Origin of the sequence: Microcoleus sp. MON2_D5, from assembly GCF_036701905.1 — a bacterium.
Taxonomy (GTDB): domain Bacteria; phylum Cyanobacteriota; class Cyanobacteriia; order Cyanobacteriales; family Microcoleaceae; genus Microcoleus.
In genome coordinates this window covers 1-14,307 of record NZ_JAUBRM010000044.1, presented here as the reverse complement: position 1 = coordinate 14,307, position 14,307 = coordinate 1, and the positions used below count along the sequence as shown (strand labels likewise).

Genomic DNA, 14,307 nt, shown 5'->3' with positions numbered 1-14,307 from the left:
TTAGGGGCGGGCAGGATGCCCACCCCACAAGAAAACTCACTCTTTGTGGAACAGGCATCTTGCCTGTTCTTGAGAATGGTGCAAGATGCACCCTAAAAATCGATCGTCGTGTGACAGTTGGCTTTAGTCTTATCTGATCGAGGGGGTTTCTAACTATTCCCCCTCTCTCCCATTCTCCCCCTCTCTTCTTCTATCCACTTTCCCAGCAGTTCTCAGAATTTGACAAGCCAAAATCGCCGCCCCAAACCCATTATCAATATTCACCACACCCACACCAGCCGCACAAGAATTGAGCATAGTTAAAAGAGGAGCAATCCCGCCAAAACTCGCGCCGTAACCCACACTTGTCGGCACAGCAATCACCGGACAATCTGCCAAACCCGCAACCACACTCGCCAAAGCGCCTTCCATGCCCGCCACCGCAATCAATACATCAGCATCGGCAATAACGTGCCGGTTGCTCAGCAAGCGGTGAATGCCGGCAACTCCGACATCCCACAAACGTCGCACCTGAAAACCGCAAAGTTCCGCAGTAATTGCCGCCTCTTCCGCTACAGGCAAATCCGCCGTTCCCGCACTGATAATAGTCACAGTACCCGGATGCTGCGGAGTTGGGGAATTAGGAGAAATTGCACAAATTCGAGCTTTTTGGTAGTAGCACAAATCGGGTATTTTTTGTTGCAATTGCTGGAAAACTTCCGGTTCGATTCGTGTCGCCATCACCGCAGAATTTCGCCCGCGCATCGCCTCGATAATATCAACAATTTGGTCGGGCGTTTTCCCCGGGCCCCAAATTACTTCAGGAAAACCCGTTCTTAAAGTACGGTGGTGGTCAATTTTGGCAAAATCGCCGACTTGTTCAAAGTCAAAATGCTTTAATTTATTCAAAGCGGCGATCGGGCTAATATCGCCGGCAGCCACAGATTCGAGTAAGTTCTGTAAAATTTTAGGTTCCATTAATTAATGACTGACTAATGACTAATAACTGCTGACTATTCTGTTATTTTCAACTCGTACAAATTCCAGAAAGCACCGCCGAGGGCACTGTAGCGAATTCCCGAAACGCGATCGCGCACCGCCTCAAAAGTCAGCGGATTCACCATATAGATAAACGGCACTTGTTCGGCTATAATCCGCTGCGTCTCGCCATAAATTTCCTTGCGCTTCGCCTCATCAAGCTCCTGGGAAGCTTTCACGTAAAGGTCATCGATTTTCTGCTCCCAGTCGTCAACTTTCCAGCCCTTAATCGGCGGTTCTCCGGCTTGCGGGCCCTGGTTGAAACTGTGCAGCGTGCCGTTAACAGACCAAATATTGTAGCCGCTGTGCGGTTCAGTACCTCCCGTAAAACCGCCGAGGTAAGTATCCCAATTGCGCGTCAACCGCAGCTTTTCCACATAAGTGTTAAAACTCAGGAACTGCGTATCAATTTGCATTCCCAGTTTGCCCAAGTCTTGCTTAATTTGCGTTGCCATTTGTTCCCGAACTTTTTTACCCGCAGCCATCAATAAAGTAAATCGCACCTTGTTGCCTTCAGCATCCAACAATTCGTCGTTACTATTATACTTGAAACCAGCACTTAACAGTAACTCTTTCGATTTTTGCGGCTCGTAACTGTAAGTTGTCAATCCCTGTTCTGGGGACAGGTAGAACGGGCTTTGGGCCGGAATTGGGGAATGCAGCGGCGCGCCAAGTCCGCGATAAATATTGTTAGTCATAGCGGATCGATTGATGCCGTAGGCGATCGCCTGCCGAAATTCTTTACTCGCGAACCACCGAGATTTAATTGGGTCTACAAACGGCTGATTTTGAGCATTGCGCCCCTTATTCAGATTGAAAGACATAAAGACGCTGCCAGTATCCGGGCCGCCGTTGAAGACCGTATATTTGCCGCGTTTTTCCTCCCGTTTCAGCAGTGGAAATACTTCCGGCTCCACGTTCAGAGTATCCAAATCGCCCGAGCGAAAATTCAGCAGTTGATTGTCAGTATTTTCGATAATTTGCCAAACAATTTGCTGGATGTAAGGCTGGGCATTTTCCTCAGCATCTTTGCGCCAGAAATATGGATTTCGTTCTAAAACAACGCGCTGATTTGGAGTATAGCTCAGCATTCGGTACTGACCATTTCCGACAATTTTTTTAGGGTCAGTATCCGTGCCCCAAGTAGCCAGGAATTTAGGGTTGCCGTCTGCATCTGTATTTTCGACAGCTTCCTGTAAAATATGAGCTGGTAAAATCGGGATTCCCCCAGCATATCTAACAAATGGAGCAAAGGGTTCTGCAACGGAAAATTCAACGCGGCGGCTGTCAATTTTTTTAACTTTTGGGTATTCGCGACTCATGCCAACCCTCAGATTATCTTTCAAGCCGCTAGGAATTTTCTCATTGAAATAAATCTTTTCATAGCTGAAGATAATGTCATCAGTAGTCATCGGTTCGCCGTCCGACCATTTCAAACCCTCTCGTAGGGTGAAGACAATCTTTTTGCCATCTTTAGAAACTTCCCAGGACTCGGCTAAACCGGGTTCTAACTCCGAGGTCAAGCCGTTTTCGTTAATCAATCCCTCGTACATATAGCCAAAGACGCTGTATGCAGATTGATTTAGCGGGTAGTTAAAGGTGCCCGGGCCGCTGGGGGTGGGAACGATGAGCCTGTTTACTAAGTTCGATCGGGCTGGAGTGCACGCAGACAGAGTTATAGTGGCAATTGCCACCAGTAAAATCGCCAGCCAGCGCAGTCTTGAATGTATGATCATAGAAATTTTCATAATTTTTTAGTTTACCACCTGCGTGCAACTATGACTGAGATTGTAACCAACCAATAAAGTCTTCAGTGCGCGAAAAATACTTGGTTATCCCTACTTCCCGCAAAGCATCTCGAACTTTGGCCAGACCAAATTCTTTTGTATTATTACTCAAAAATACCTTGACTTCATTAGGATGTAAGTGTGCGTGACTCAAAATGCAGTGTAGAATCAAATTGTCTGTCGGGTCTTCTTCAATAAAAATTGAATTCAAACTTGCTTGAAGTGTGCCTGCTGTTAAGGGAATCATTTCTATCTTTGTGGCTAACAAATCAAGAGCTGCAAAAAGACGCGCATTAATATCATTTATCAGAGCCTCATTTTCATTGAGTGATTGCTCTAAGTGGAAGACAAGAGACTGGGCAGAGGGTGAAGTTTTATCTCGCTTTAGCTGACTAATTTGTTTTTCCATTTCACCTAAAAAACGGTTGCGTCGCTTGATTTCGTCTTCTAAAGCCGAAAGTGATTCCATGCAGCAAATACTTGGTATGGCTATGCTGACTGATGTCGGTACACTCACCAACAAGTTGTTAGCGTCAGGGTCGCGTCCCGTAGCAATGCTCATCAGAAAGTTAGTCTCGATATATAAAATTGCCACCAATTTCTACCCCAGATTTTGTCGTCCCACCTGCTAGCAGTGGTAGCAAGCCGATTTTTGCTATCTGTTCTGATGCGGTTGGAATTTCAGACTTCCAATTATAAGCTAAGTCGCGCAGCCATGCTTCAACCAGTCTAGTTAGGTATCGCTTAAATATCCGTTTGTTGCCAAATTCAGGCTCATAATGGCAAAGTATTTCACCAGTGTTTAGAGAACAAACAGGTCCAGATAACTTTACTCCGTCCCATTTGAAAATCAGAATTTGTTCGGTGTCAACAAACATAGCATAGGGAATTATGGTGCGTTGCTTGGATATCTTTGCTAACACAGCTTTCATCCAAGATATCCTGTAATCAGCAATCCTCTGCTTTGGTGCTGTTTCTTGAGCTTGAATAATTTTGACTTCGATTAGCACGACAACCCGATCGTCCTTATCTAGAGCAATGATATCAACCTCAATCGGTGTGGTGATTTCCAAGTTTTCGGCGAGCATAGATTTGACTCCTAAATGGGTTGAAAATCCTTAGAATCTGACAACTATTTTAGCCCTAACAAAACTACAGCATAGGCTGCAATTCCTTCTTCTCTCCCCACAGGCCCTAATTTTTCGTTTGTAGTAGCTTTGATGCCGATTTGGTCGGGTTTTAATTGTAGGACAGCAGAAAGCCGATCGCGCATTTGCTCAATATGCGGTTTCAGCTTTGGACGTTCTGCCACCACCACCGAATCAATATTGCCGATTTCCCAGCCTTTATCTAATATTAACTGATTCACTTGTGCCAGCAGTACGAGACTATCAGCACCTTTCCATTTCGGGTCAGTTGGCGGGAAATACAGCCCGATATCTCCTAAGCTGAGAGCTCCGAGCATGGCATCCATGATAGCGTGGGTAAGTACGTCGGCGTCGCTGTGTCCTAATAAGCCTAATTCGTGGGGAATGTGCACGCCGCCGAGGATGAGGGGGCGTTCTGGAACTAAGCAGTGAATGTCGTAGCCGTTGCCGATGCGGATGTTCATGTAAAATTGAGGTTTTGGAAGTATAGCAAAAAACAATTATTTCATATTTGCGGGGAGATAGGTGAAAAAGTATGGTCATGATTTACGGACTGTGTGGGAATTGTGACCAAGACATACAGATGTTGGTTGGTCAGTCTCTCTTTGCAAAAAACTTGTTTGGCATCTATCTTATAGCTGCTCTCATTGTGGGGAGGCAATCGAGTTAGATGATACTCATACTATACCTGACGAAATAAGAGAAGAGATTCTAGCAAAAGAAGGGACTTGGAACTTGATTGTATTGGAAAAAGAACAACGTGCAACAGTTGTAACAACAATTCTGCGTGAGGCTATGTCGTTGTCCTTACCTGAAGCTATAAAGCTAAAAAAGAAGAGACCTGGTTCTGTTTTTATCCGAACTAAATCTGAGACTGCTCGACTAAAACAGCTTTTAGCTGCTGAAGGTTTGAAAGCTTCAATCAGCAGAAGTGTTACAACAATCGCCGTTGCCGCTAAAATTGGGCTATGAGTTTGCCCGATAAATCATATGGGATAACTTCTCCTTTCTCCCTTCTCCTATTCTCCCCTGTCCTCCAACCACCGATCGTACAAATCCAGCCGGCGCGATCGAGTTCTTTCAATTTGCTGTTGCTTGCGCCAGCGAGCAATTTCTGCGTGATTACCAGACAGCAACACGTCGGGCACCTTCAATCCCCGAAAATCCGCCGGTCGAGTGTACTGCGGATAATCCAAAAGTCCGTCTTCAAAACTCTCAAACTTTAGGGAATCTTCCTTCGCCACCGTTCCCCGGAGCAATCGCAAAACCCCATTAATCAAAGCCAAAGCCGGAATTTCGCCCCCCGTGAGTACAAAATCCCCCAAAGACACCTCGCGAGTTACCAAATGCAAGACTCGATCGTCCACACCCTCATAATGACCGCAAATCAACACCAACTGATCGCGATCGGCCGCCAACTCCCGAAACATCCCCTGCTGCATCGGTTCCCCCTGGGGAGTCAGCAAAATCACCTCCCGCCGCGGCAAAACCGGCAGCGACTCCACCGCAGCAAAAATCGGTTCCGGTTTCATCAGCATCCCCACTCCGCCTCCGTAAGGCTCATCATCAACTCGCTGGTGCTTGTCTGTGGTAAAATCGCGGGGATTGACAAAATTCACCTCAGCAATCTTTTTAGCTAAGGCTTTGCCCATCAGTCCCGACTCTAGGGGAGCCCGGAAAAATTCTGGAAATAAGGTAACTACGTCAAAGCGCACAATTATTGGAATTTTATTGATACATCATCTCTAGTTTGACCCTTAGGGGGAGTTCAGTTTTCAGTAATTGCTTTATTCTTTATAATTTCTTATAATTTCTGAAAATTTTTGCAAGTTGAATTCTCTTCCTTTGTCGGCGGGCCCGTTTTGTACAACAATAAATCAGTTTTTCATGACAGCGACTGCAAGCAAACTCGCCGCCAAACAATTGCGGGATAGCGCGATCGGCGATCGCACGTCACTCGCACAAACAAAAATTTATTCTTAAAAAGCCCTATTGTACGCACAGCAACGGCAAAATTGAATTTCACATCCAACAGAGGAAGACACACCATGCAGCAGTTGACATCTCAAGCCCTCGAACACAATATTCCCCAGCGCACAAAAACCTCGATTATGGTCATCGGGGGAGCCGAAGACAAAGTTCACGGGCGAGAGATTCTGAACACCTTTTTTTGCCGTGCTGGGGGTGCAAATGCTCGGCTGGCGATCATTCCGTGTGCTTCGCGAGATCCCGAAGGAATTAGCAACCGTTACCGCACCATATTTGACGAAATGGGCGTTAGTGCCGTCAAAGTAGTGGACATCCGCGAACGCGAACAAGCCGAAAACCCCGTCTGGAAAGATTACTTAGAAGATTGTACGGGCGTATTCATCACAGGCGGCGACCAACTGAGGCTCTGCGGGCTGCTGGCGGACACCCCGCTGATGGAGAAAATTCGCAAAGAAACTCTCGAAGGCAAAATTACCCTCGCCGGTACGAGCGCGGGTGCTGCGGTGATGGGATATCACATGATTGCAGGCGGCGGGAGTGGGGCGTCACCGAACCGATCTTTAGTAGACATGGCAAACGGACTTAACATTATTCCTGAGCTCATCGTAGACCAGCATTTTCACAACCGCAACCGGATGGCTCGCTTGCTGTCGGCTGTGGCTTGCCATCCCGATCGCATCGCTATTGGTATTGACGAAGACACCTGCGCCTTGTTTGAGGGAGACGATACTATGAAAGTTCTCGGTAAAGGCACTGTGACTATTGTTGATTCTAGGGAAAATTTTTATACCAATGAGTCTCTGGTAGGAGCGACAGAACCCTTAAGTCTGTTCAATATGCGCTTGCACGTTCTGTGTCACGGAGATTGCTACAATATGCCCCTAGGCAAACCAATGCCATCGGGAGCCTGTTCCGAGTCTGGCTGGCCCCCCGAATGCCGCACAGCCAACTAACGCAGAACATCTCTTGTCATTGATTCGGCAGAAATTAGGCGGCATTCCGGCCGAATCATGGATACAACAATAGAATAGATTCCGAAGCAGCCACGGGCTGACGCCAGGAGGCAGAATCACAGAAAATTCTAACTTCGGGCTTTGAGTTTTTGCTAGCCATGGATCTGTACTTGTTTTTAGCTGCTCGCAGGGGCATGAATTTTCAATTGGGTAGCCCATAACTGGAAATTCACTCCCAAACTGTTCGCTGCGAACAGTCGAGCGAGCAATCTAGATCGAAATTGAATAAATGCTCCAATTATCTATAAGATTTCGCGCCCCATACCCCTCTAACTACCATGAAAATACTTAAAATCCAGACCTTACGCGGCCCCAACTACTGGAGCATCCGACGCCACAAACTCGTCCTGATGCGTTTGGATTTAGAGGAGTGGGCAGATAAAACCACATCTGAAATTCCTGGCTTCTACGAAGGGTTGATCGCCGCACTTCCGAGTTTGAACGACCATCACTGTTCTCCAGGCCATCAGGGAGGATTCCTGCAACGGGTCAGAGAAGGCACAATGTTGGGACACGTAATCGAACACGTCGCCCTAGAACTTCAGGAAATGGCAGGAATGCCGGTCGGGTTCGGTCGTACCCGCGAGACTGCGACCCCAGGCATTTACCAAGTAGTAATTGAGTATCAAAACGAACAAGCAGGTCGCTATGCCGCCCGGGCGGGCGTGCGGATGTGCCAGAGCATTGCCACTACTGGTTCTTATCCAGCAGCAGAATTAATCCAAGATTTGAGAGACCTTAGAGAATTTGCTGCGTCGGCGGCCCTGGGGCCGAGTACGGAAACACTGATCAAGGAAGCAGAAGCTCGCGGCATTCCTTGGATGCCTTTGAACGCCCGGTTTATGATTCAACTCGGCTATGGGGTTCACCAAAAGCGGATTCAGGCAACTCTGAGCAACCGCACGGGAGTTTTGGGGGTAGAACTTGCCTGCGACAAGGAAGGTACCAAAAATATCCTCGCCAGCGCTGGCGTGCCGGTTCCCAGAGGAACGGTGATTCATTATTTGGACGAACTGCAAGCGGCGATCGAAGATGTCGGCGGTTATCCGATCGTCCTCAAACCCCTAGACGGCAACCACGGCCGCGGCATTACGATCGACATCAATTCCTGGGAAGCAGCAGAAGAAGCTTACGACTTAGCCAGCGCGGCATCAAAAACAAAAAGCGTGATAGTCGAGCGCTATTACGTCGGCCGCGACCACAGAGTATTGGTAGTCAACGGGCAAGTCGTAGCAGTCGCAGAACGAGTCCCCGCTAACGTCGTGGGTAACGGCAAGTTTACAGTAGAACAGCTTATTGAAGAAGTAAACCGCGACCCGCAGCGAGGAGACGGACACGACAACGTGCTCACCCGGATCACGATCGACAAATTGTGCCTGGATTTGCTGCAAAAACAAGGATACGCGATGGACTCCGTAGTGCCGGCCGGCGAAAGAGTATTTTTGCGGGCGACAGCAAACTTGAGTACCGGTGGAATTGCAGTCGATCGCACCGACGAAATCCACCCAGAAAACGTCTGGCTGTTTTCCAGAGTCGCCAAAATTATCGGTTTGGACATCGCCGGCATTGACGTAGTAACTCCCGACATCTCCCAACCACTGCGCGATGTCAACGGCGTCATCGTCGAAGTCAACGCAGCACCGGGTTTCAGAATGCACGTCGCCCCGAGTCAGGGTTTACCCCGCAACGTCGCCGGCGCCGTCTTCGATATGCTTTTCCCCTCGCCTCCAACCAGCCGGGTGCCGATTTTAGCGGTAACGGGAACCAACGGCAAAACTACAACCACTCGCCTGCTTGCCCACATTGTCAAGCAGACCGGTCAGATTACCGGCTACACGACTACCGACGGCACTTACATCGGCGATTATTTGGTAGAAACCGGAGACAATACCGGGCCGCAGAGTGCTCAATTGATTTTGTCTGACCCAACGGTGGAAGTAGCGGTGCTGGAAACGGCTAGAGGCGGAATTTTGCGATCGGGCCTCGGCTTCGATCAGTGCGATGTGGGCGTCGTCTTGAACGTCGCGGCAGATCACTTGGGAATTGGCGACATCGACACCGTGGAACAGCTCGCCAAACTCAAGAGCGTCCTCGTCGAGGCGGTAATGCCCAAAGGCTATGCAGTTTTAAATGCAGACGACCCGCTGGTATCAAAAATGGCGCAGCGTGTCAAGGCTCAAATTGCCTATTTTTCGATGAACCCGGACAACGAACTGGTTGCCAAACATACCGCTGCGGGCGGGCTGGCAGCGATTTACGAAAATGGGTATTTGTCGATTTTGAAAGGCGATTGGACGCTGAGAATTGAGCAGGCTGTGAACGTGCCGCTGACGATGGGCGGGCGGGCGCCGTTTATGATTGCTAATGCTTTAGCAGCTTGTTTGGCGGCTTTTGCCCAAGGATTGAAAATAGAAGATATTCGATCGGCTTTGTCAAGCTTCCAAGCATCGGTCGGTCAAACTCCCGGAAGGATGAATTTGTTTAAATTGGGCAACTATCACGCTTTGCTGGACTACGCCCACAACCCCCACAGCTACAAAGCTTTGGGCAGTTTCGTGCTGAATTGGCCGGGACTGCGGATCGGGGTAGTCGGCGCCCCCGGAGACCGGCGAGATGAAGATTTTGTCACCCTGGGCAAACTTTCGGCCGAGATGTTCGATCGCATTATTGTCAAAGAAGATATTGACAGGCGTGGGCGAGAACCCGGTGCTGTGGCACAGTTAATTTGCCAGGGAATTGCAGAGGCGATTTCTGCAGGAACCGCAAAGAAATCTCAAGTTGAATACGAGTTGATTCTTGACGAAACAACGGCCGTTAACAAGGCTTTAGATGAGGCGCCGGCCGGCAGTTTGGTAGTGATTTTACCTGAAAGTGTCAACAAAGCTTTGACTTTAATTGAGGCCCGGAAACCGATTAAGGAATCTGTGGAAGTTCAAAATGGTTTAGATCGATCGAAGTCACAGGAAAGTTTAAAACCGACTGTGGTGAATCAAGGCTAAACTCTTAAGTCTCATTTAATTAATAGGTTGGGTTGAACTTTTAGGACACCCAACCTATTTTTGTTTAAATTAATACTATTTTTTAGTTTTTTTTTTGCATTGAACAAACGATAGACAAATTTATCAGCTTACATTAACGTACTGACCAAGTTGCGGAAATACAATATTCATACAATGCTTTGTTAGAGTTCCGTTTCCTAATAATTTCAGAGTGAATATTTGAGTATCCCAGAAGGCGCATAGATTCAGAAAGTAACGCCTCTGTAGCAACCATATTGCCAAAAAAGGTTGAATTGCCAACAATGTAGTGTAGTTCCGCATGGTCTGCCAAAATAGATCTAAGAGAACTCAAATGTAAGTGCATATCATGAAAGTATTTTAGGACGTAAGTTGCCAAAAGAGGTGCATTTTTCCCACCAGACATTCTTATGTTTTCTACAGTTGAGAATATTTGCTTCGGTAGGCTTTTTTCCTGTATTTGCCAGGAGTTGAGACGGCTAGTTGCAATGCCCCATGTTCCACCAATGGCTAACCAATCCATCTCACCTGCTTCTTTTGCTTCGTTTAAAAACTTTGTCCAGTACATATATGGACGAAGTTCACGAATATAGCTGATCCGATTTGGGTAAGGTGGGGAAGTTATCACTTTATCGACTTTGATATTACTTAAACCAGCTATGTTACGAGCATCTACTTTCAACACCTTAGCAGTACCCATAATAGTATTTTCAGCAGAGTTCGATATAAATTTTATAATCTCCCAAAAAAGCTCTTCTATGGCTTCAATTTTATGATAAATAACTGTGTCATTAAATGACATGGAAATATGATTAAAAGCTGCTGATGAAGTTTCAATTATTAAACGACAGAACGCAATCCAAACGATATCATAACCCTCATTATCTTCAGGTTCTCCGAATTGGTTTACTAAAGCGATTCGCAATGAGGCAAGAAGTTTTAGCGTGTAACTAGACCACCAACGTTCAATGTTAAATATTTGTGGTGTCCAATTGTCTTGAGATATTAAACTTCTATATTCCTCTAAAGCTAGTTGTACCTTTTTTAAAACATCTATTAAGCAGTCTTCATCATAGTTTCTGTATTTAGCGTTCCCAAGCCAAATAAGAAACGGGTTGATATCAAACGCGAATGCTTGGTTTCCTTGTTGAGCAGCAACAAGTCCTGTGGTAGCTGTACCAGAGAAAGGGTCAAGAATAATTGACTCTCTCTCAACAAAAGCCAAAAGCTTTTCCACAAGTTTCACGCCATAGGCCGGAGTAAGTCGAAGCCACCCATGCCGCCCAAGATTGCGATTAGCTTTGAAAGTATAGTCAGATCTTTGGTGAATAGTAGATGACATCAGTCTGCACTTAGTAAAACTGCCAATGTGGTGTAAATTTCGCTTTTGATTACCTCAGAGTTTCGGCGAAAAAAATCTGCCAAATCATAGCCTAAAATTTCCTGGGAAAAAACAAACAGCGAAATTTGATTGCTGCCCGATGTTGTGCCAATCAGGATTCCTCCACGGCTGTTTCGATAGCGTAGTACTAAATCGACATCAATCTGAGAAGAAAAAATTGCAAAGACTGGCAGGTAGCCGTTTGCCCAAGCAACAGCAATATTATCTATGTCAGCATTTTGTCTCTTGCTGTCTTTACTTTTGTATCCCTGCCGAACTTCAAATACGGCTCCCTTCGCTGGGGCAGGAACATTAAGAGAACTGCTGTAGTCCGCTATCCACTGAATAACTCTTCCTCTAACCTCAAGATTTTGAATTTCGCTCAGTTCTAGCCGAGCATCCAACGACAAAGTTTTGTCCTTGTCGTTTTTGGTCTTCGCAACGTAAGACCACAGGGCATATTTGGGATCTTCGTATCCTGCTCTATCGATTATTATTTGTCTGAATAAATTCTCACAACCTTTCCCAATTTGTCGATAAACCGAAGTCATGCCACCAGCGGCTTTGTGAGCAGCGTACATCAAATCTGAGTCAAGACCAATCCATGAGTAAAAAGGATCGGCTCCGTAGATTGATAAGAACCGTGGCAGATCCAATCCTTCCTCTCTATTGCCTAGCCCGAATTTGGGCTTGTACCGTCTGCAAAGTTTTACGGGGTCTAGGAATCTTTTGAGGTATAGGTTCTCTTCAGTCACGATTACTTTGCAATTACTGGATAATATCTTTATGTTTGATATTATACTATTTTTCTCACCGTTTTTACCTTTTAACTGCCGCCCACTGCATAATTGGTGCCAGCGGTTTCCAACCCTGAAAAGAACCGATCGCCCCTACTCGCTGAATCCCAATTCTAATTAGTTCCCCGCCATAACGATCGTGCCATTGCAAAACTTTAAACTCGCTCTCAACTGTCACCGCATTAACAACTAATCGGCCGCCTTCACCTAAAGCATTCCAGCAAGTTTCCAGCACAGCTTCTGTGGTGACACCGCCGCCGATGAAAATAGCATTCGGTTGACGCAAATTTGTCAGGGCTTCCGGCGCTTCTCCCGGAACGATTTCGAGTTCGGGAACGCCGAAAGTCGAGGCATTTTCAGCGATGTATTGCAATCGAGTCGGATCGCGTTCGATCGCGATCGCCCTGCACCGAGGATGACTCCGCATCCATTCGATCGCGATCGATCCGCAGCCCGCACCCACATCCCAAAGCAACTCTCCGGGAATCGGAGCTAACGTAGACAGAGTAACGGCTCGAACCTCCCGCTTGGTAAGTTGTCCGTCGTGGCGATAAGCAGCATCCGGCAAACCCGAGGTACGAGGGAAAATCACAGCTTCGCGATCGGCTGCAACTGCGATTGCGATCGTGTTCAAATCCGCCAAATCCGATTCATTCCAGGCTGCTGCTACCCGCTCGATCCGCCGTTCCGATTCCGATCCCATCCGCTCGAACACGGTCATCAAACTGCTGCCAAACCCCCGCTGTGTTAACATTGTCGCCACAAGACCAGGGGTGTGCCTGTCAGCACTCAACACCAGCAGGCGCGCGCCGGGGGACAAAGCAAGGGCGATCGATGCGATCGGGCGATTTGTCAAACTGAAAGTCTCAACTTGGGCCAGCGGCCAACCCAAACGGGCGCAAGCAAGACTAAAAGCCGATACAGCCGGAATCACAGTCATTTCCGAAATGGGAATTTGGCGCGACAGCGTGACGCCGATGCCGTGACACATCGGATCACCGCTTGCTAGCACGCACACAGACTGTCCCCGGCGACGGAGGATGTCGTCAACTGTTGCTTGCAAAGGCGATGCCCAAACCCATTTTTCGCGGGTGTCGTCGGTTGGTAGCATTGCTAGGTGACGGGCGCCACCAACAACGATTTGAGATCGAGAGAGGAGGGTAGAGGCGATCGGGCCGAGCCCCGAAAGTCCATCTTCGCCAATCCCCACCACCGAAAGCCATTTGTGCATTGCGCCCTTACTGCTAATTACTACTTATCAATTCTAAAGAATAATATCGGATTTCCATTCATAATTCTTTCTTCTACTTGTTTCATTCCGAGTCTTTCTGCGACTTTTTGCGACTCAATGTTTGGGCGATCGCAACTTGCGACAAGATAATTAAAGCCAAGTTCATCAAAACCATAATCCAATATTTTGGTTGATGCTTCAGTAGCGTAACCTTTTTTAAGTGCTTTGGGCAGCAGTGCGTAAACTAACTGGGGCTGTGCTTCTTCAAAAAAATACCACAAACCAACAAATCCAATAGTTTCTCGATCGCTCTTAGTTTCGATAAACCACATACCGAATTGCTTTTGGGCAAACAGCTTTTTGTTTTCGGCAAGCATTTCTTCAACCTTTTGTAGCGACCAGATTTCGCCGTCGCACAGATATCTCCTCACATAGGCATCGATAAAAATTCTATGAAGTGTGTTGAGGTCGCTCTCCCCAATCGGTTTCAAAACTAATCTCTCTGTTTCAAATATCATGGGGATTATTTATGTTGGATTAAAGGGCGATCGCACCTATCAATATTAGTCCAGGAGGCACGGGTGGTCAGAAACCGGGTTTTTTATGAAAAGATGGGTTGCAGCCCGTAGATTCGGTAAAAAAGCCGGTTTCTTTGATAGGAGTGCGATCGCGAACTGTTTATTTTTGTAGTTGCGGTGTCTTCGCCGGCGGATCCATGCGTCCATGACTGTCTGAAAAATATTTTCCCCAAACAAAAAGCGCCCCTATTTCTAGGAGCGCTTTTTGTCAATCGAGGACTAAAATTTAGCCATTGATAGAAGGAGCAACCATTGCTACTGGAGTGACTTCGCCAGCAGCCAAGTCAAGCGGGAAGTTGTGAGCGTTGCGCTCGTGCATTACTTCCATACCCAAGTTAGCGCGGTTGAT

The 14,307-nt window shown here is 47.1% G+C and carries 13 protein-coding genes and 1 pseudogene; 3 read left to right on the top strand and 11 right to left on the bottom strand.

The features are described from left to right. Positions 1-153: 153 nt before the first annotated feature. The 5 genes from larB to ispF are packed head-to-tail and all read right to left on the bottom strand — an operon-like array spanning position 154 to position 4,416. Positions 154-957, bottom strand: a complete 804-nt coding sequence (gene larB / locus QUA47_RS17465; RefSeq protein ID WP_333431655.1) for a nickel pincer cofactor biosynthesis protein LarB — start codon at positions 955-957, stop codon at positions 154-156. 35 nt (positions 958-992) lie between these two features. Next, positions 993-2,753 carry an ABC transporter substrate-binding protein gene (locus QUA47_RS17460; protein WP_445302523.1) on the bottom strand — a complete coding sequence of 587 codons (1,761 nt, stop codon included), beginning with the start codon at positions 2,751-2,753 and terminating at the stop codon, positions 993-995. A gap of 40 nt (positions 2,754-2,793) precedes the next feature. After that, positions 2,794-3,366, bottom strand: a complete 573-nt coding sequence (locus tag QUA47_RS17455; RefSeq protein WP_333431684.1) for a PIN domain-containing protein — start codon at positions 3,364-3,366, stop codon at positions 2,794-2,796. A gap of 7 nt (positions 3,367-3,373) precedes the next feature. After that, the gene (locus QUA47_RS17450; RefSeq protein WP_333404802.1) at positions 3,374-3,892 is read right to left on the bottom strand and encodes a hypothetical protein; all 519 of its coding nucleotides are present in this window, start codon (positions 3,890-3,892) and stop codon (positions 3,374-3,376) included. A gap of 44 nt (positions 3,893-3,936) precedes the next feature. Further along, on the bottom strand, positions 3,937-4,416 hold the full coding sequence (gene ispF / locus QUA47_RS17445; RefSeq protein ID WP_333404804.1) for a 2-C-methyl-D-erythritol 2,4-cyclodiphosphate synthase: 480 nt from the start codon (positions 4,414-4,416) through the stop codon (positions 3,937-3,939). Between the two features lie 280 nt (positions 4,417-4,696). Here ispF and QUA47_RS17440 point away from each other — a divergent pair, with 280 nt between their 5' ends. Further along, complete coding sequence (locus QUA47_RS17440; protein ID WP_333404806.1) at positions 4,697-4,924, top strand: hypothetical protein; 228 nt, start codon at positions 4,697-4,699, stop codon at positions 4,922-4,924. A 47-nt stretch (positions 4,925-4,971) separates the two neighbouring features. Here the strand turns inward: QUA47_RS17440 and trmD are convergent, their stop codons facing one another. Continuing rightward, positions 4,972-5,667 carry a tRNA (guanosine(37)-N1)-methyltransferase TrmD gene (gene trmD / locus QUA47_RS17435; protein ID WP_333286710.1) on the bottom strand — a complete coding sequence of 232 codons (696 nt, stop codon included), beginning with the start codon at positions 5,665-5,667 and terminating at the stop codon, positions 4,972-4,974. A 333-nt stretch (positions 5,668-6,000) separates the two neighbouring features. On the opposite strand from trmD, the gene QUA47_RS17430 reads away from it, so the two are divergent. Beyond that, positions 6,001-6,894, top strand: a complete 894-nt coding sequence (locus QUA47_RS17430) for a cyanophycinase (RefSeq protein ID WP_006635870.1) — start codon at positions 6,001-6,003, stop codon at positions 6,892-6,894. Between the two features lie 338 nt (positions 6,895-7,232). Further along, positions 7,233-9,953, top strand: a complete 2,721-nt coding sequence (gene cphA, locus QUA47_RS17425) for a cyanophycin synthetase (RefSeq protein ID WP_333431653.1) — start codon at positions 7,233-7,235, stop codon at positions 9,951-9,953. Positions 9,954-10,086: 133 nt separating this feature from the next. Here cphA and QUA47_RS17420 read toward each other — a convergent pair whose 3' ends face one another. The 5 genes and pseudogenes from QUA47_RS17420 to QUA47_RS17400 all read right to left on the bottom strand — a co-directional run. Next, on the bottom strand, positions 10,087-11,313 hold the full coding sequence (locus QUA47_RS17420) for a DNA adenine methylase (protein ID WP_333431652.1): 1,227 nt from the start codon (positions 11,311-11,313) through the stop codon (positions 10,087-10,089). Then, the gene (locus QUA47_RS17415) at positions 11,313-12,008 is read right to left on the bottom strand and encodes a hypothetical protein (RefSeq protein WP_333431651.1); all 696 of its coding nucleotides are present in this window, start codon (positions 12,006-12,008) and stop codon (positions 11,313-11,315) included. The genes QUA47_RS17420 and QUA47_RS17415 overlap by 1 nt, the downstream gene beginning before the upstream one ends. Positions 12,009-12,171: 163 nt before the next feature. Next, positions 12,172-13,380, bottom strand: coding sequence for a precorrin-6y C5,15-methyltransferase (decarboxylating) subunit CbiE (gene cbiE, locus QUA47_RS17410; protein WP_333431650.1), 1,209 nt, complete (start codon positions 13,378-13,380; stop codon positions 12,172-12,174). Positions 13,381-13,400: 20 nt separating this feature from the next. Next, complete coding sequence (locus tag QUA47_RS17405; protein ID WP_333431649.1) at positions 13,401-13,898, bottom strand: GNAT family N-acetyltransferase; 498 nt, start codon at positions 13,896-13,898, stop codon at positions 13,401-13,403. A gap of 286 nt (positions 13,899-14,184) precedes the next feature. Beyond that, a pseudogene (locus tag QUA47_RS17400) lies at positions 14,185-14,307 on the bottom strand (photosystem II q(b) protein); the annotation flags it as partial.